The 16,018-nt window shown below is 59.5% G+C and carries 19 protein-coding genes; 3 read left to right on the top strand and 16 right to left on the bottom strand.

Translation table 11 applies throughout. The annotated features are described in order from the left end of the window. Positions 1-178: 178 nt before the first annotated feature. Entirely contained in the window at positions 179-676 is a 498-nt protein-coding gene (locus tag CAER_RS0103940) for an RrF2 family transcriptional regulator (RefSeq protein WP_209320181.1), read from the bottom strand. An 84-nt stretch (positions 677-760) separates the two neighbouring features. On the opposite strand from CAER_RS0103940, the gene hmpA reads away from it, so the two are divergent. After that, positions 761-1,951, top strand: a complete 1,191-nt coding sequence (hmpA, locus tag CAER_RS0103935; protein WP_027234176.1) for an NO-inducible flavohemoprotein — start codon at positions 761-763, stop codon at positions 1,949-1,951. A gap of 561 nt (positions 1,952-2,512) precedes the next feature. Here the strand turns inward: hmpA and CAER_RS0103930 are convergent. From CAER_RS0103930 to CAER_RS0103920, 3 genes are all read right to left on the bottom strand, one after another. Further along, a complete protein-coding gene (locus CAER_RS0103930; RefSeq protein ID WP_084299399.1) occupies positions 2,513-3,631 on the bottom strand; it encodes a tyrosine-type recombinase/integrase in 1,119 nt (372 codons plus the stop codon). Further along, the gene (locus CAER_RS0103925; protein ID WP_027234174.1) at positions 3,618-3,869 is read right to left on the bottom strand and encodes a hypothetical protein; all 252 of its coding nucleotides are present in this window, start codon (positions 3,867-3,869) and stop codon (positions 3,618-3,620) included. Before CAER_RS0103925 ends, CAER_RS0103930 begins: the two co-directional genes overlap by 14 nt. Before the next feature lie 403 nt (positions 3,870-4,272). Beyond that, positions 4,273-5,397: a tyrosine-type recombinase/integrase gene (locus CAER_RS0103920; RefSeq protein WP_027234173.1), complete on the bottom strand. Its 1,125-nt coding sequence runs from the start codon at positions 5,395-5,397 to the stop codon at positions 4,273-4,275. Positions 5,398-5,884: 487 nt separating this feature from the next. Here CAER_RS0103920 and CAER_RS28775 point away from each other — a divergent pair, with 487 nt between their 5' ends. After that, entirely contained in the window at positions 5,885-6,832 is a 948-nt protein-coding gene (locus CAER_RS28775; protein WP_084299395.1) for a lysozyme inhibitor LprI family protein, read from the top strand. A gap of 220 nt (positions 6,833-7,052) precedes the next feature. Here CAER_RS28775 and CAER_RS27415 read toward each other — a convergent pair whose 3' ends face one another. The 11 genes from CAER_RS27415 to CAER_RS29995 form a co-directional block, all read right to left on the bottom strand. Then, the gene (locus tag CAER_RS27415) at positions 7,053-7,475 is read right to left on the bottom strand and encodes a thermonuclease family protein (protein ID WP_051357682.1); all 423 of its coding nucleotides are present in this window, start codon (positions 7,473-7,475) and stop codon (positions 7,053-7,055) included. Positions 7,476-7,501: 26 nt separating this feature from the next. Beyond that, positions 7,502-8,272, bottom strand: a complete 771-nt coding sequence (locus CAER_RS0103900; protein ID WP_027234172.1) for a hypothetical protein — start codon at positions 8,270-8,272, stop codon at positions 7,502-7,504. A gap of 73 nt (positions 8,273-8,345) precedes the next feature. After that, positions 8,346-8,609 (bottom strand): hypothetical protein, encoded by a 264-nt coding sequence (locus tag CAER_RS0103895; protein ID WP_027234171.1) that lies wholly within the window; start codon positions 8,607-8,609, stop codon positions 8,346-8,348. Beyond that, a complete protein-coding gene (locus CAER_RS0103890; protein ID WP_027234170.1) occupies positions 8,609-9,022 on the bottom strand; it encodes a hypothetical protein in 414 nt (137 codons plus the stop codon). Before CAER_RS0103890 ends, CAER_RS0103895 begins: the two co-directional genes overlap by 1 nt. 109 nt (positions 9,023-9,131) lie before the next feature. Further along, on the bottom strand, positions 9,132-9,638 hold the full coding sequence (locus CAER_RS0103885) for a hypothetical protein (protein ID WP_027234169.1): 507 nt from the start codon (positions 9,636-9,638) through the stop codon (positions 9,132-9,134). Positions 9,639-9,755: 117 nt separating this feature from the next. Beyond that, the gene (locus tag CAER_RS0103880; protein WP_027234168.1) at positions 9,756-10,418 is read right to left on the bottom strand and encodes an HNH endonuclease signature motif containing protein; all 663 of its coding nucleotides are present in this window, start codon (positions 10,416-10,418) and stop codon (positions 9,756-9,758) included. Continuing rightward, positions 10,415-10,696, bottom strand: coding sequence for a hypothetical protein (locus tag CAER_RS0103875; protein WP_027234167.1), 282 nt, complete (start codon positions 10,694-10,696; stop codon positions 10,415-10,417). The genes CAER_RS0103880 and CAER_RS0103875 overlap by 4 nt, the downstream gene beginning before the upstream one ends. A 142-nt stretch (positions 10,697-10,838) precedes the next feature. Continuing rightward, entirely contained in the window at positions 10,839-11,492 is a 654-nt protein-coding gene (locus CAER_RS0103870; RefSeq protein WP_027234166.1) for an ABC transporter ATP-binding protein, read from the bottom strand. Then, positions 11,489-12,262: an ABC transporter permease gene (locus tag CAER_RS27410; protein WP_051357681.1), complete on the bottom strand. Its 774-nt coding sequence runs from the start codon at positions 12,260-12,262 to the stop codon at positions 11,489-11,491. Before CAER_RS27410 ends, CAER_RS0103870 begins: the two co-directional genes overlap by 4 nt. Further along, entirely contained in the window at positions 12,259-13,470 is a 1,212-nt protein-coding gene (locus tag CAER_RS29540; RefSeq protein ID WP_161631060.1) for a capsule biosynthesis protein, read from the bottom strand. The genes CAER_RS27410 and CAER_RS29540 overlap by 4 nt, the downstream gene beginning before the upstream one ends. Further along, on the bottom strand, positions 13,353-14,312 hold the full coding sequence (locus tag CAER_RS29995) for a CDP-glycerol glycerophosphotransferase family protein (RefSeq protein WP_161631059.1): 960 nt from the start codon (positions 14,310-14,312) through the stop codon (positions 13,353-13,355). Before CAER_RS29995 ends, CAER_RS29540 begins: the two co-directional genes overlap by 118 nt. Here CAER_RS29995 and CAER_RS29990 point away from each other — a divergent pair. Next, complete coding sequence (locus CAER_RS29990; RefSeq protein WP_161631058.1) at positions 14,283-14,729, top strand: hypothetical protein; 447 nt, start codon at positions 14,283-14,285, stop codon at positions 14,727-14,729. The genes CAER_RS29995 and CAER_RS29990 overlap by 30 nt on opposite strands. 152 nt (positions 14,730-14,881) lie before the next feature. On the opposite strand, the gene CAER_RS0103850 is transcribed toward CAER_RS29990, so the two are convergent. Next, positions 14,882-16,015, bottom strand: coding sequence for a hypothetical protein (locus CAER_RS0103850; RefSeq protein ID WP_027234164.1), 1,134 nt, complete (start codon positions 16,013-16,015; stop codon positions 14,882-14,884). Positions 16,016-16,018 lie beyond the last annotated feature (3 nt).

Below are 16,018 nucleotides of genomic sequence, written 5' to 3'. Positions count from 1 at the left end.
AGAAAACGAAGGGATAAGAAAGGGCCTTGCCCCCTCCCTAAACGAAGGGGGTTGCGGCTAGTATTGCTCAGAAAATCAATAAACCTATTGTCTAAGGGCGCTGAAAACATCCAGCCTGTTCACTCCCTTGCATCGGTCCTTGCACAAGTCGAGTTCTCTTCACAATTCAAAGGGCCTGTTACGGATTATCCGCCGCCTTTGACAAAGTCAGCAATGGAACCAGATCCGCTTTGTTTCTGATCAGGTCGGCGACAGTGCTGCGGTCGAGGACGCTTAGAAACGCATTGACCGCTTCGGCAAAGACCCCTCGGAGCCCGCATTGGGGCTGTATCAGGCATTCTGCGCAATTGGCAACTTCGAAGCTTTCTTCCATGATCCGGACGACTTGCCCCACATTGATTTCGCTGGCCGCCTGTCCGAGCTTGATGCCGCCGTAGCGGCCGCGAACGCTCGTGACGTAGCCTTGCCGGGCCAATTCGCTGACGATCTTCATCAAAGAGCTGTGCGGCAGACGGTAGATGCGGCTCAATGTCTCAATCGAGTGCAGCTCTTCGGGTTTGGACGCCAGAAAAATAAGAATTCTCAACGCGTAATCTGTTGTCAGGTTCAGCTTCATGCGGGCTCCGATCACGCTTTTAATATTCATTTGGGTTGCATCTTTCAATCCTGCAGTCATACATGCATCCAGCCTGAATGTTTCAGGCGGTGAAACTCGCGATGCAGGCCGCAGGTCTGCCGTACGACAAATCAGGAGCGTGCAATGACACAGCCACTCAGCCAAACCACTATCGACACCGTAAAGGCGACTGTTCCGGCTCTGTCGCAGCATGGGCGCGAGATCGTAGCAGAAATGTACGACAGGCTGCTGGCCGATCCGGAAATCCGCACACTGTTCAACCAGTCGCACCAGAACGGCGACTCCCCGCAGCACGCAGCATTGACCAACGCGATTCTGGCCTATGCCCAGAACATCGAAAACCTCCAGGCGATGGCCGCAGCGGTGGAGCGTATTGCAAACAAGCATGTGAGCCTGCAAATCGAACCCCGCCATTATGATCATGTCGCCAGCGCCCTGTTGGGCGCGATCAAGGCAGTTCTTAAAGATGCGGCGACCGAAGAGGTGATCCGCGCCTGGGGCGAAGCCTATTGGTTCCTGGCCAATATCCTGATTGGCCGAGAAGAACAGCTTTACCAGGACACCGCCGCGGCCGAGGGCGGTTGGCGCGGCTGGCGGGAATTCCGGATCGACAGGCGGACCCAGGAGAGTGCTGACGTGATGTCATTCATCCTGAAACCCGTCGACGGTAAGCCCGTGCTGAAGCACAAGCCGGGGCAATATCTGTCTTTCGATTTTGAGGTGCCCGGAGCAGGCAAGCTGCGCCGCAATTATTCGATTTCCTCGGGGCCATCGAACGAGTTCTACCGGATCACGGTCAAGCATCAGAAAGGCGGCCTGGCCAGCACCTGGCTGCATGAGCAGGCAGTCGAAGGCACTATGGTCAATGTTGCTGCACCGGCTGGAGAGTTTTTCCTGAAAAGCGGCCAGGAGGCTGAGGTTGTCCTGTTGTCGGCCGGTGTCGGGCTGACGCCGATGATTTCAATGCTTGAGGTTCTGGCCGCAAACAATCGATCTGCGACCTACCTGCATGCCACGCAAAACAGCAGGCATCACGTCCTGCCTGATATCGCACAATCCCTGTCCCGCCGGTGTGTCACATTTTTTGAGGATCCCAGTTCCGAAGACCGGGTAGAAGCGAACTTCGATGTGGAAGGCCGCATCACTCCGGAGTGGCTGGCCCGAAACACCAATACAGATCAGGCTGATTACTACATATGCGGTCCAAAGGGATTCATGGTGATGGCTGTGAACGGCTTAAGGGCGGCCGGCGTCGACGAGAACCGTATCTTCTACGAGTTTTTCGGGCCAGCGCAGGAACTGGACGCCGCGTAGCAGCAATAGACCAGCACAAGAAGAACGGTCTTCCCGGCCGGGAAAACCGTATCGGGTGGACCACACGATCGTCGATAGCCTTGTGACACGAAGCCAACCGCACCTGCATCGCGGTTGGCCGTGACCAAGGTGGCGAATGGCTATCAGAAGTTCAATAAACAGCTCAATCCATATGGTGGCGCTTCAGACTTGCTGCAAGCTGCCTGAGTGACTGCATTCCCCTCTGCAATGCAGCAATGGTTTCGCAGCGACGCAGCAGGTTTGCGTGCTGCCTGCGCGCGCAGAACAAACTTGGCGCTTCCGCAATGGGCTCTGTCGGGGCATTCGCCGCAATCCGCAAGAACGGCCGGTCCGAGGTCCGGCCGTTCTTGCGAGAGTTTCACGCTTGAAGGAGGAAGCGAGAGTTTGCGCTGATCCTCAGAGGCAAGTCGCCTTGTTTCCCGGGCTGGTTTCATGACTGCGCTTGACCTTAGTGAAGAAGAGTTGTTCTGCTGCCCTGGCAGTGCGCAAAGTTTTTTCAGTGAATGGCCCCCTCGCAAACGCAGCGCCGCGGCCGCATGTTCAACTTTCGCCGCCCTCCTCGTCATGGGTCAAGCGCTGCTGCCTTTTCACTTTGTCGAGGATGCCGTCCGTCATATCGGGATCCAAGGCCGCATAGATGTCCAGCATGTTTGCTGCGTGCTGAATTTTCCATCCCATATGCGCGGCCAGTTCCCCGATACTGCAACCGGCCCGGACGAGCCTAGTCACCGCAGTGCCCCGGGCATCATATAGCCTCAGTTCCCTACGGATCCCCAGTTTGTCACGCCACTGAGAGATATTCCGCCCCATGACGTTCGTTGCCTGAATTGGCTCTCCGCGTGCGCCCACGATGATGTGCTCCTGATCGGTTGGGAGTTCGTCGATCAGCGCTTGCAGCCTAGGGGTTACCGGAACGGTAGCGTAGCTGGTCCTGCCGCTTTTTCTGGTGAGGATCATCGCACGGGCGTTGCCGTTTCTCTGGTGCTCGATATCCGATTTTTTAAACGCCTGAAGGTCTCCGGGCCGGAAGCCAGTCTCCACCGCCGCGATCAGGATCCGGCCGACATAGGCGGGAGCTTTCTCGACGAAATAATCGATTTCCTCCTGTGTCCAGATGATGTGCGCGTGGCTGCGCCGCTTTCGCTTTTTCACCTTCAAGAGGTGATGGTTCTGCAAGAGCCCGCGGTCATAGGCAAAGGAAACGATCCGCTGGATCGTCGCCATCATGTTGTTGCCCACCCCGTCCGAGTTCTTATCGCGCCAGCGCATGACCTCCCGCCGGATCCGGGCGCTTTCGAACGCCATGATTGGCGCAGCGCCGAATTCGGCCTCGATCCCGCCACTGCGGGAAATGTTGTGCAAGTGATCTCGGCGGGTCCGCGGCGCAAGGCGGGTGAATTCGGAGGAGCCGGTGAACTCGTTGATGATTTCCTGAAAACGCCCCCGGACATCGCGCTTGGCCTGGCAGGCCCTTTGCCAGGCTTCGATGTATTCGATTCCATCGCGCCGGCAGGTACTTTCATGACTCCAGAACAACGGACCACCACGCCAAGCATAGTGGTATTCTGCGTAGGAGCCATCTGCCAGCGTCTTTCGTACGCGGTGGACACCTTTGCAGGGGCTCATGCGGAACTGAGGTTTACGCTTAGGTGCGGGCATCGAACCAAGCCTCCGCGTCAGTTTGGTGAATGGCGTCGGCGGACGCTTCCGGACGGGTCTGCACACGGATGGTGCCACCCTCGATGGTGAAAGCGTAAATAGTCAAGCCGGCGGCGTGCGCATTGCGCAAAGCCTGCTTCAGCTGTGCATCGGTCACCCTGGCCGCACGGGGCGCGGCCGATTTGGCAGCGGATTGCTGGGCCCGCGAAACGGACTTGAGTTCATGGATGGTGCTCATTGGCAACTCCTGATTTTCTTGACGAAAACCTGGCGGGTCGCAATGCGAGCTATCAGGGAGCAGGGAAGCTCTACGGGCTGATCAGCTCGGCCGCGCCCCGCCAGGACGGCGGACAGCAGCCACACGTATCAGGGCACCGGAACAGGGCTCTTCACAGCATGCACGGAAATAGCGGTTCATGATATCGCCCTTGTTGCATCGCGGGAGAATCGCGCGATGGCGGTTTGATTGGCCGTCTTGCGACGGATGTGCAAATCAAATGCCGTAAGGGCAGAAGTGAAAATAAGGGGGGCTCGACGCGCATTCAAGCTCCGCAGCAAAAAAGTTCCGCAAATCTGCTATGAATACCCCGTCACCGTTTCCGGCCAGGACCGGCCGCGGGGGAAGAAAATGCTCACCTGACTCAGCTGGAAATGGTCGGCGCAGACTGCAGGTAAGCCAACCATGCCTCTAAATCGGATTGCTCGTGTGAGGCTGTGCGATTGAGGTACTCGTGGGCGCGCCTGAAGTCCAGGACTTGAATGTCAAACTCCAGGTCGCGCATCGCCTTGTATGAGGCATTGGCCTTGTAGGGCGCGCCGATGTTCTGAGGGTTGTAGAACACCCAACCGGTTCCGCCGCCCTTAGCAATCTGCCGTGCCTCCTCCAGAATAGCGATGTGAGCGTCCAATAGGCCGAATTCGACGACCGCCCCGCCCTCGGCCTGCATCTTCGGGAAACGCCACAGCCTGGCCTGCAAATCGATCTGTTCCCACCGTGCCAGGCGGCATTCCTGCGGCGCCCGCAGCGTCAGGAGGTTGAACCGGATCAGCCGCAGCAAACTTGGCCGCCGCGGACTGGCTTCGAGCACCTGAAGAAGGGATGGCAGTTCCGCCAGAACTCGTGCCTTCCTCTTGTCGCCCTCCGCGGTTGTGCGTTTCGGTGCTGGCAGAACACGGGTTTCCGGGTGATCGGCCGGGTTGTCCTTTCTAAAGCCGTCCCGGACCGCTTCGTCCAGGATTTCGATCAGACGGGTCCGGGCAGCCTTTGCCACGTTCGGATTTACCTTCCGCACTTTCTCAAGCGCATCCCGGATTTCGGCGGAGGTTAGGTCCGCAACAGGCCGCCGTCCGATAATCGGATGGATATGGTTGCGCATCAAGCCGTACTCCTCTCGCGCTGCCTTCGCCCCTTTTTCTTCCGCCTTCCGCCGGCGGAAGCGGTTCAGCACGAAGCGCGCCAGCGTCTGCGGCCTCGCCTCCTGAGATCCTCTCGATACGGCAGGCGCCGCGAGAGGGTGTTCCCCCGCCCGAGCCAGCAGCCGGTTTTTCGCAGCAATGCGCCGCGCGGCGGCAGGGGTGATCCGGTATGCGGACCCCAATCCGATATCGCGCCGCCGGCCACCTATGGTGAGACGCTGGACCCAGCGTTTCGCCCCTCCTGCGCTCACCACAAGAATCAGCCCGTCTCTGTCGTAATACCTCCCCGGCGTGGCGACGTTTCTAACAAAGGCAAGGCTCAGCTTCTTCGGCCGGTCCGGAGATTTCACGCGCCTCCCTCCGCACCCCACATTTTTATCCCACGAAAATGCCCCACGCGGCCGTCCCACACCTGGGCGCCAGAATGGGACCGGAATAAGGTCGATCGATTGGGCAACCTGCAGGCAGAATACTTATTATTATGGCTCTTTCCGGCGAACAGAGAAAATTCTGCCGAGCAACTCGGGCGCTGTGCATGGGGTGAAAATGGCATTGAAATATGGGTGTACTTTCCGAGTGTTCTCTTGGTACGATTGCCTAGTTTACAGAGCGCCCGCTAAGTCATTGATCTGTGACTGCGAATTTCAGGTCGGTTTACAGAATTATGGCGCATTTTCAACGTGGTGTCATGCGTTAGAAGCTGATGTGCCGCATCGCGGCCTCTTGCCCGTGGTTCACCGCCGGGAGGCGCGTCCACCCCATCGCTTGCAATTGACCCCTACTTGGTCTTCGTGAAGAGTGATCGCAAATAATACGCTCCTGTTAAGGACACGCCTTATGCCGGTTGCATTCTTGCGTTGTTTTTCATTGATCACATTTTTCGCAGTCTGGGTTCAGCCTGCGGAGGCTATGTCCTTTAAGAGGATCAGCGTTCCTGGGGAACCAGGCAAAACCATGATCTATGCGTCCGGTCCGGTCGAAGCCGGGGACGCGGATCGGTTTGTGGCGACGATAGCAGCCACGCCCCCTTCATCGAAGGTCCTTGGTATTACGAGCCCGGGCGGAGGGGTGATTGCTGCGCTCGAGCTTGCAGACAAAATTGACGCGTTTGGCTTTTCTGTGGTGGGTATTGGGGATTGCGCTTCTGCATGTGCCCAGATCCTATTTCCTGCTGGTGAGTATTCTACACTCTCGCCTGGCTCACTTCTGGGGATCCATTCCTGTTCTGCGGCTGGTGCTCGTCATGAAATCTGCAATGAGGAAATTGCCCAGATAGCCGTCGAGCGAGGCTTTCCATACGGCACCCTGGATATGTACTCTGACCTCTACGGGCCGAGTGAAATGAAGTGGATGGGAGAGATCGGTGCGCGCTGTTTTGGTTTCTATCGCGGACCTGGGGATCCCAAGCCGATCTTCGGCCAGAAGGCGTGCGTCGATGGCGTGATTTATACAATGGGGTCAAATGTGCGTCCAAGACCGTTTGGTCCGAGCTTCGACTGTGCAAAGGCTGCAACCTCAGTCGAACAACTCTTGTGTGCTGACAAAGAGCTTATGTTGAGCGACAGCATCCTGGGGCGCGTCTATGACGCTGCCAGAAAGGCGAATCCTGCTTCCAAACAGCGCATACGGGCAGAGCAGCGGCTGTGGATCGAGGAACGCAATGCGCAATGCGGCCGGTTGATACCGAGCCAAGCAGATTACAGGGCATCACGGGCTGGCGCATTGTGTCTCCACCGTTTCAATGAAGAGCGGATTTATGCCCTCATTCAGGAGGGGACATCTTGAGCACTCACGCCCGTTTCTGTGGGGCTGATTGCCTGAGAGTTCTTTAACAAAGCGAAATGCGGTCCGCATAACCAACTGAATCAGCACTCGTTAACACGGACCGCAGCCCCAGACGTGCCGAGGCATGCAAATGGTAGCTCGGAGAAAGACAAGGTCACGTTAATGGCCGCAAGTGCCCTCTTCAATCCGCGTCCGGAAGCCTGCAGCGCACGACCGTGGATCAGCACCAGCCCTGGCGCTTTCCGCCCCAGTACGGCCTGGCCAAACCCTCATTGATCAGCAGATCACCGGCATCCCGACCATCGATCAGAAGCTTTCCCAGCCCTCTGCCGTAGCGATCCGTGCCCCGTTCCGGTTCAAGCCTCACAGACTTTGCCTCGTCAATCAGCTGACGCAAGCGGCGCGTGGCCCTGTCGCCAAGCGCCTTTTCAGAGCTGCATTCTGAGAAATGGGTTTCCGGGGTGTCGTAACCGGTCAGCCTGTACTTGCGGCCGGCGTACTCGATCGTGTCTCCGTCAACCACACGGATCTGAGAGGCGAGCATCACCATGCGATCCGGGTCCGGCCGCTCCGGCGGGGGCGCGATCGCCTGCCCCGCAAAAAGCCAGCCTGCCAAAAGAAGGGCGCCCGGTCCCAGCAGCATGGCGAGGCGCTGTTTCTCACGCCGCCTCATAGCGATAACAGCAGCAAAAACAGCAGCCCGCCGGCAACCCACCAGAACACGGGGCTAATGCGATCCCACGCGCTTTCCGGCTCATGCCCGCCGCGGTTAAACGTAAGGCGGTCCACGGTGCGAGGTTCTTCGACCGCTTCGGTGCGCTTGATATGAACCTGGTGCTGCCGCAGCTGGATCGTAGAAGTGATTTCCTGAATGGTGTCGCCGTGCTCGTACAGCTCCTGATCAAGCTGGGACAGCATGGCTTCCGATGCGGCCTTCTTTGCATCGTAAGTTACCTGCATGGCATGCTTGAACAGCTTCTCGGCAACATCCGCATCTTCACCTGACAGCCAGTCAAACTGCTCCTTCACCGTCTCGTCGATCCCGACATCCGCAAGGTAGCCAAAACAGGTCCGGTCAACGAATGCCACGATCTCGTGGGGCTCCGCCTCCATCGGAACCAGAACATAGTCCTCCCTCTTCCGGCCCGCGCTTTCAAACAGCCCCTCAACGATATTCAGCTTGAGATCCATCGGCATAATCGGCGGCAGCAAATCGAAAAGGCGCCCGGCGACCAGGCCACTCATGCGCCGCTCCCCGGATTTCCAATACGGGAAAGCCTCACGCGCATAATCTTCCTTGTCCTGGCCAAACTTTTTTCCATATCGCCTGAGGACATCAGATCGGCGTGCCGGGTCGAGATTGAAGAAGAAGGATTTCACCTCTTCGTCCATGCCGCCCAGGCGCTTGGATAGAGCTTCCGCCTCTTTGATGTGCCGCATCGCGGCCTCTTGCCCGTAGCTCCTGCGGGGATACTGGCGGCCGTAGCTGCTGCGATAGTGACGCCTTGCCATTTCAAGCTCTCAGAAACAGTGTGAGCCGGTCCATCAGCCCCAGCGCACCAAAGCGGGCATCCAGGAAGACGGTCCGCTCTGGCAGCTGGACGGTGCGTTTGCTCTTGAAGGACCCGCCCTGGGCGGCGATCAGAGACCCGTGCTGAAGCAAATCGGCCACTTCCTTTCGGAGGCGGCTCTTTTCGGTGGATGAATAGGCAGAGAAGTGGCGGGCCACCACGCTTTCCGGCGTATCGCCGGCCTTCAAGTACACGGTCTTGGACATCAGCTGCCGAGCATGGACGCGACAATCAGCAGGATGGCCACACCGCCAACGGCATACATCCAAGTCTTGTTGTCTTTGTCGACATCGCCCCGCTTTGCTTCTTCCGTATTGCCCATGAGGATCTCGGTCTTTCCAACGCTGTTCTCGATCGACTGCCGGATCGTCACGGCATCGCCGGATTCAGACATTCTCCGCGTGGCGTCCGCCATGTTGTCCACGGCGGCGGATGTTGCCTGCAGATCGCGCTGTGTTTCATTCACGGAATGGGCCAAATCGATCTTCTTCCGAAGGGCGTATTTTTTCAGCTCTTCTTTGGCTTCTGCCGACAGGCCGGAGAGATCTATCTGTCCTGATGATCCATCCAGAGAGATGAGGTCGTCATTGGCGCCCTTTTTCTCAAGATCATTGCCCATGAATATCCTCCAGGTGTCTCAAACCCTTTTGGTAGTACCTTGCAGGCAAATTGCAATTCATATTTGAAGCGCTCCGGCAGCGGGGCGGCGCAAAATCAGCGCTGCACAATCAGAAATCAAACGCGATCGAGAGGTTCAAAACCGCTTCCGTATCCGTGTCCGGCGGCAGGGTGGTCAGCCGGATCTCAACGGGCGAAATGCGATAGGACGCGCCCAGCACAGCCACCGGGATGAAACCGCCGACACTGGGAAGGCCGTAACGGTCCTTCAGGCTGCCGGACAGCTCATCGTAATAGGCAATGCCGGCGCTCGCTCCGACGCGGATTTCACCGCGGCCCGCCCGGACCAGGCGGGTCGAAACGCCCGCGAGCAGGAGAGGGGAGGCCTCCTCATAACTGTTGTAGAAGACGCCGCCCTCGACATGGTATTCGCCGCTATCCCAGCGCGCATCCCACCGCTTGCCAAGCGTCAGGCCGGGATTGAAGTCATTGAGACTGTCATTGCCGAAATGCTCAGAACCGATGATCACGCCAAGGTAGCGGCCTTCACCGCATAGCGCCGGCGCCGCGGAAAGCGCTGCGGTTACGGTGAGGAGCAGGAAAAGATGGCTTTTCATGTCAACAGCCTAGCGCAATTCTCTTGAACCGGAATTAACCCGGTTCAAAAGAGTCCGGCTGCGTGTCCAGAATGCCAGCACCCGTTTATGTCCAGCGCGCAGCGGCAGGGCGACCCCTCAGCTTTCCCGCTTGAGTGTCAGCTTGGGCACCGGCCGCCCTTTCTCTCGCTCCCGCACGACGTGCTTCAGCTTGGCCGTGTTCATCAGAACCGGCTTCAGTTCCGGATCCGCGCTGTCGTAATGCATGGTCCAGCGCCCGGACAGGCGCGGGAGAAGCCCTGCCGGAATAGCCTCCCAGTTCGAGGCATCGGTATTGGTCTTGTCACCGTCCAGGCATTTCAAAACGTAGCCCTCCGGCACCGGGCCGTTCTCGCGCTCCCAGTTCACCCGGTGTTTGGCAACAAACCGCTGTGCGGACCCGGTGTACGGGTTCGTTTCGGCAACGCAGATTTCGATGTAGCCATCATCGCGCACCCGCTCATCCCCGATGCTGGCCTTGTTGTGCGGGGTCTGCCCCTTCTTGAACCGGGTCCGTGCGCTGTTGGGATTGAACGGCATCTTCTTGCCTTTGTTGTCCGGGGTCCGGCCGGGGGTGTACCGGCCATCGCGTCCGGTCATCCACCGCTTGCGCTTGCACAGACCCCGCAGCGTATCATAGCTGATCTCCGGCCGGTCGAACTTCTCCACGAACTGAGCATGCAGCTCACGGCGGGGCATGGCCGCATTTGCCTTGATCCAGGCCAGCTCCTCTTCCGACCAGCTCCAGGGGGTGCCCTTCATTGCGCGCCCTCCCCATCCGGTGTGATGTTCTTCAGCTGCTTCGGTCCGGCGGAGCCGATCTGAGGCAAATGCGGGAGGATGCGGTCCCCATGATTGGCATAGAGCCGCGCGGCCTGGATCTTCATGTCCGCGATGTTGACGATCTGGTCCGAGACATCGACGATGGCGCGGGCGCGCTTGCTCTCAGCCTCAATGGCCTCCGCTGACAGCCCCTCTTCGGAAAGCCGCTCGAGCTGCGCGAACAGGTGGTCGTTCAAATCCTGAAGCTTGTTTTTCATGAGGGGAACCTCGTTTGATTTTCGATTTCGACAATCAAACCGGCATCCCGGCCGGGCCTGCGCAATGCATCAGGGCATCGCTGGCTCCTCCTCAGAGATTACCGCATCCCGAAAGAATGGCAATAGTTATTCGCAAATATTCTCAGCTGCAGAATTTCTTGTAATCCGCAATCAGCGCTTCCGTGTCATCGTATTCGTAAAGCGAACCCTGCCACAGCAGCATGCCGCGCTGGCAGTATTTCTGGATGGTGGAAATGGTGTGGGAGATCATGATCACCCGCGAGGTCTCAAGCCGGGCCGACAGCGCCTCGGCGCATTTCTTTTTGAACCGGGCGTCACCAACCGCCGTGATCTCATCAATGAGATAGGTGTCAAAGCGGATCGCCAGCGACAGGCCGAACGCGAGGCGCTGGCGCATGCCGGTGGAATACGTCGAAACGGGCAGGGCGATGCTCTTGCCGATCTCGGCAAAAGCCTCTGCCTCCTGCAGCACGCGCCGCGGATCCTGGCCGTAGATGCGGGCCACGAAGGCCACGTTTTCCCGGCCCGTCATCGTCCCGTTGAAGCCGCCGTAAAAGCCAAGCGGCCAGGAGACGATCTCATCGCGGTCGATCCGGCCGGAGCTGGGCATGTCAGCCCCTGAAATCAGACGCATCAGGGTCGACTTGCCAGCGCCGTTCGGCCCCATGATCGCATAGTTCTGCCCGTCCTCGAAAACCGCATTGACCCGGTCCAGCACCTGCTTGCGGCCGACCTTGGTGTCGTAATGGCGGGAGAGGTTGGAAAACCGGATCATTTGCGGATCTTCCTTGTGCTGCGTTCGATCAGAAAGGCCAGCGCAATGGCGGTCATGCAGAACGCCGCGCAGTAGGCCGGGCTGAAGATTTCGCTGTGGTAATGGGGCCAGAAACCCATGCGCACCAGCTCCACAGCATGCAGGATCGGGTTCCACTCCAGAATTCTGACGGCCTCAGGCGGGAGGGCAGAGGGGACATAGAAGGTGCCGGACAGGAAAAAGAGCGGCCGCCCCCAAACCTTCTCCACATGCTGCCAGGAGGTCGTGAACCGGTAGATAACCGCATTGATCATGCCGATAGCCAGGCCGATCATCCCGACGATCATGAAGCCGCCGATGACCAGTTCAGGGCGCCGGGGGGCTTCGCCGTAGCCGGTGGCGATGAGCGCCGTGTGAAAGCCAGCCCAGACCAGGACATAGACGGAGCTGACCAGCAAATAGCGCGCAAAGACCGTATCCAGCGCCTGAACCGGCGGATACGCAAAGAGGGAAGCGTTCGAGCTGAACGCCCGCATGAGGCTGACGGACAGCTTCTGGAAATACTCCAGGCACAAAACGCTGGTGGCAAAAAACAGCGCCAGGGAGTCTCCGAAGGGGGCATGCCGGCCGATCATCACGAAAACCACGATCAGAAAGGTCAGCGTCACGGCAGGCTGCAGCGCGGCCCAGAGATACCCCCAATGGGAGGTTCCGAACGCCATCCGCGACTCCCGCAGCAGCAGGGCCCAGATGACCTGGCGGTTGATGCGCAGTTCCCGGCGGGTGATCATTGGCGGTGATCCCGGATCATCTGGATGATGAAGCGGCCGATCGCCCAAAGCAGGATCGATGCAATCAGCGTCAGAACCACATTGATGATCCGGCGCGGGTATTCGGCCTGATCCGCGGCGTAGGGGCGCGAGAAGATGGCCAGATAGCGCTGCTGGTGCTCGGCATCCCGCCGGGCGCTTTCCATCGCATCCAGCATGCTCACATAGCGCGTCTTGGCAATCTCCACCGACAGCCGCAGTTCGTCGAAGTCGCTCATGACCTCTGCCGTGATAGCGGTTCCGCCATCCTGGCTGCCGATCTCTTCCCGCAGCGCATCACGGCGCCGGGTGAGCGCATCGATCCGCTTGCGCAGGACCTCCGCATTCGGGCCAGGCTTCGCAACATTCTGCTGCAGCACGTCCAGAGCCACCTTTTCTTCGGCAATCTCCTTATTGAGCTCGTAAATCAGAAGATCATCCCGCTCGGCACTGCTGTCGGGGTTGGCGATGTTGTTGGCCACCCGGAAGTGCTTGAGGCGCTGCTGGGCCTTGCGCAGCTCATTCTCCGCCTCCTGCAGATCCTGAAGCGCATAGGCGTAGGAGGTTTCCCGGGCCTGATGGGACAGACCGTTCACGAGGCTGGAAATCTCAGACATCACGAAGTCCGCCACATCACGGGCATCAGTGGCCGAGTATGCCTGGACCTCGAGGGTCAGGATGCCGGACGTGTTGTCATAGGTGCTGAAAGCGCGCCGGTTCCAGTAGTCAATCTTGTCCTCGAATAGGGACCACGGTTGCAACCGCTGAACCAGGTCTGCGCGATCCGGGCCAAAGAGCTTCTCCAGCCCGAACCTCTCATCGACGAGGCGCACAAGATCGGCAGATTCAATGAAGCGGCGCACGATGTAGGAATCCGACTTGGTGGAGCCCGAGGACACCGAACCCGTGATCGTGTCCAGCATGTCTCCGCCAGACTGGCCGCTGGAGGCGCTACGCACGACGAAGCTCGCATGCGCAGAGAAGCGCTCCGTTGCCAGGACATTGTAGACAGCCGACAGCAAGACCGGCAGCGCGACCACAATCAGAAAAGACCAGGCCGCGGCTCCCGGCCTCAGACGGCGCCGCGCCTTTTTGCGCGCAACCGGATCAGCCGCGCGGACTTTGCCGCCGGGGATTGATTTTTCGCTTTCTGCCAGCGCGAGGCCGCTTTCCTTTTGGGCGTCGAGCACCGGTGCGCCTCCTTCAATGTCTCTTGGTCTAAGTCACTTTCGGACAGGATCGCCATGGATGGCGCGCAGGCCAATGCGCGGATAGCTTCAGAAAATCGGCTGTCCTCACTGCCGGCGTCTGCCCCGAATGCATATTCTCGCATTTCTTTTCTCGCTTTCGCAAGGCGGTCCGGACCGATTGCGTCAAAAATTTTCGCATCCAGATTTGAGAGGTCCGGATCAACCTGCCCGGCTGCCGCCAGGGAAGGATAGCGCAGCTCGTCCAACTCAAAGCCCTCGGGCAGGAACAGGATCTGTGGCCGGTCCGTAAAAAGGAAGTCGATAACGGTCGAGGAGATGTCAGTGAGCAGGACATCCGCCATCTCATAGGCCTCGAAAGCTGTGAGATCCGGGGCCGCAAACTCACCGCCGAATTTGCGCAACGCTGCACGGACATCCTTTTCGATGCGCGGCCAGCTTGGGTGCTTGAAGCTGAGCGGGTGCGGTTTGAAAATGAGGGTGACCCCCGGGGCGCATTCGCCGAAACGCTCAATGATCTCTGCTGCCCGTTCCAGCGAGGAGAATTTCGTATCCTCATATTGGCCGAGCCAGGTGGGCATATAGACCGCGGTCTTCACCGGGCCGCGCTTGCCCCTCTGCATCAGCGCGGATTGGGGGCGGCCGACATGGACGAATTTCGACGGCGGGATGAACACGCCGTTCCTCGCATAGCGGTCCTCGCCCATCTGACCGGAGACGAACACCTGGTCGAAGTTGCGGGTCAGCGGCGAATAGGAGGGCGGCTTGTCGGAGTCGCCATGCAGCATCTGAACATGAACCAGATCCTCGCGCTCCTCGAGCATTTCCCGGTTCTTCTGCGCATTGTTGGCATAGAGGATGGCCCTTACGCCGGGCGCAACCGCCCAGCGGAGCGCGGAGCGGTCCGCGGCATGTACCGATTTGGCGCGGCCGGTTTTGCGGAACCAGTCATGATGCCGCTTCTCCCGGCAAATGACGTACCAGGAGACGCCGGATGCATCGAGGGCATCAATCCACATATCGACGTGGGTCGGCGTTTCCAGCCCCGCATCCGAGAAATGGAAGGCAATCGAGGGCGCGTCCAGCCCGGCAACCGCATCCTGAAGATCCTGAACCGAGGCCGGGATCCGGGGCGGTCCGGATGCCACGGTCAGCGCAATGATCGCAGGCACCGTTGCGCAGAGGGCCGCCATCGCGGCCAGAGGAACGGATTGAACGAACCAAGCCGCACCGGCCGCTGAGGCGCACACCACGGCAAGAGCCCAGGGCAAAGCGGCTGCGATGCACCGCGCCCGCCGGTCGGGGATGCACAGCGTTGAGACCGGGATCCGGCGCTGAAAGAGAAGAGGACTCACGACACTCGAAACGAGGGTAACGGCGGCAAGAATAATGATCAGCATGGCTGAACCTTCCGGTAGACGGCGGCTTGGTGCGGTTCGATCAGATCCAGGCCGCTTTCGCGGGCCTTCATCTGCTGCAGGGGGTTTGGCCGTGCCGTGCAGGCGATGGCATCATACATGGCCAGGTAGCCGGGCAGGCCGCGAACGGAGGCGGGCAGGAACTTCAGGTGGAGAATATGGCTGACCCATCCGAAGCGAACCACATGGCCCGCACGCTGGGTGTTTGCGGTGTAATGCATCCGTTCCAGTGAAGGCAGCACGAAGGCATCCAGATCCGCAAGCGCACGCACCAGGTAGGTCTTCAGCCCGGCATCATTTGCACGCTTGTACGAAGAGATGTCCCTCGCCAGGACCACAACGGGGCGCCCCAGCGTTTTAAGCTTTGCCGCGGTGGATTGGACGTCCTTGATGGAGCCGCCAGCGTAGTGAATGGCATCCTTGATGCGCGCGGTGGTGCAGTGCCTCAGGAAATCATCCATATGGCGGCTGAAAGCCGCCTCCAAACCGCTTCGCAGGGCATGATGCGACAGCAGCAGGAGCATAAGGCTGATGGCCGCAAACACGCCCGCCGAAGGCAAGAGCCAAAGCGGGGAGGGCCCGCCGGACGCCAGCCACGCCGGGCTGACAGCCACGATCGCTGCATTGGCCACGATGAGCAGCGAATTCAGCTTGCGCAGCGTGTTGAGCGGCTTTTCGTCATCGCGGCGCGCGTAGGGCTGCTTCCGCATCCGGCCGCGGAGGGTGAACATGCTTTGGGCGGCGGCCCGCAGACCCCAGGTAAGCGATGCGGTGGCGGCAATGGCGGCCAGCGCGGCTGCCGGGCGCGCGAATGCGAAGGGGAACAGGGGCGCGGCCACCGCCAGTGCGCGCAGCGTTTCAAACAGCAGGAGGGCCGGGCCGGACAAGGTTTTCGACCCAAGGATGAGCTTGCGCGGAAGGATCCCCCAAAGGGCAATACCCCCTGCGATCGCCCAGCCGGCGCCGGGCAAGAGGAGGCTGACAAGGTCGCCTTTCTCAGGAACGGGGGCAAGAGCAGCGGTCATGAAGGCCCCGTACACGACGGCCGGCACATATGTGATAACCGGGATCAGAAGGAAAAGCCTTTCGAAGAAGGGCAATTTAGACATGCT

The sequence above is a fragment of the Leisingera caerulea DSM 24564 genome (assembly GCF_000473325.1).
GTDB lineage: Bacteria > Pseudomonadota > Alphaproteobacteria > Rhodobacterales > Rhodobacteraceae > Leisingera > Leisingera caerulea.
The sequence above is the reverse complement of the archived record's forward strand: the minus strand, read 5'-3'. Positions and strand labels throughout refer to the sequence as shown.

Excerpts from the sequence above, each read along its gene's own strand:
- CAER_RS0103940 (WP_209320181.1), bottom strand. The coding sequence starts at position 676 with ATGACTGCAGGATTGAAAGATGCAACCCAAATGAATATTAAAAGCGTG.
- hmpA (WP_027234176.1), top strand. The coding sequence starts at position 761 with ATGACACAGCCACTCAGCCAAACCACTATCGACACCGTAAAGGCGACT.
- CAER_RS0103930 (WP_084299399.1), bottom strand. The coding sequence starts at position 3,631 with ATGCCCGCACCTAAGCGTAAACCTCAGTTCCGCATGAGCCCCTGCAAA.
- CAER_RS0103925 (WP_027234174.1), bottom strand. The coding sequence starts at position 3,869 with ATGAGCACCATCCATGAACTCAAGTCCGTTTCGCGGGCCCAGCAATCC.
- CAER_RS28775 (WP_084299395.1), top strand. The coding sequence starts at position 5,885 with ATGCCGGTTGCATTCTTGCGTTGTTTTTCATTGATCACATTTTTCGCA.
- CAER_RS27415 (WP_051357682.1), bottom strand. The coding sequence starts at position 7,475 with ATGCTGCTGGGACCGGGCGCCCTTCTTTTGGCAGGCTGGCTTTTTGCG.
- CAER_RS0103900 (WP_027234172.1), bottom strand. The coding sequence starts at position 8,272 with ATGCGGCACATCAAAGAGGCGGAAGCTCTATCCAAGCGCCTGGGCGGC.
- CAER_RS0103895 (WP_027234171.1), bottom strand. The coding sequence starts at position 8,609 with ATGTCCAAGACCGTGTACTTGAAGGCCGGCGATACGCCGGAAAGCGTG.
- CAER_RS0103890 (WP_027234170.1), bottom strand. The coding sequence starts at position 9,022 with ATGGGCAATGATCTTGAGAAAAAGGGCGCCAATGACGACCTCATCTCT.
- CAER_RS0103885 (WP_027234169.1), bottom strand. The coding sequence starts at position 9,638 with ATGAAAAGCCATCTTTTCCTGCTCCTCACCGTAACCGCAGCGCTTTCC.
- CAER_RS0103880 (WP_027234168.1), bottom strand. The coding sequence starts at position 10,418 with ATGAAGGGCACCCCCTGGAGCTGGTCGGAAGAGGAGCTGGCCTGGATC.
- CAER_RS0103875 (WP_027234167.1), bottom strand. The coding sequence starts at position 10,696 with ATGAAAAACAAGCTTCAGGATTTGAACGACCACCTGTTCGCGCAGCTC.
- CAER_RS0103870 (WP_027234166.1), bottom strand. The coding sequence starts at position 11,492 with ATGATCCGGTTTTCCAACCTCTCCCGCCATTACGACACCAAGGTCGGC.
- CAER_RS27410 (WP_051357681.1), bottom strand. The coding sequence starts at position 12,262 with ATGATCACCCGCCGGGAACTGCGCATCAACCGCCAGGTCATCTGGGCC.
- CAER_RS29990 (WP_161631058.1), top strand. The coding sequence starts at position 14,283 with ATGAACCAGATCCTCGCGCTCCTCGAGCATTTCCCGGTTCTTCTGCGC.
- CAER_RS29995 (WP_161631059.1), bottom strand. The coding sequence starts at position 14,312 with ATGCTCGAGGAGCGCGAGGATCTGGTTCATGTTCAGATGCTGCATGGC.
- CAER_RS0103850 (WP_027234164.1), bottom strand. The coding sequence starts at position 16,015 with ATGTCTAAATTGCCCTTCTTCGAAAGGCTTTTCCTTCTGATCCCGGTT.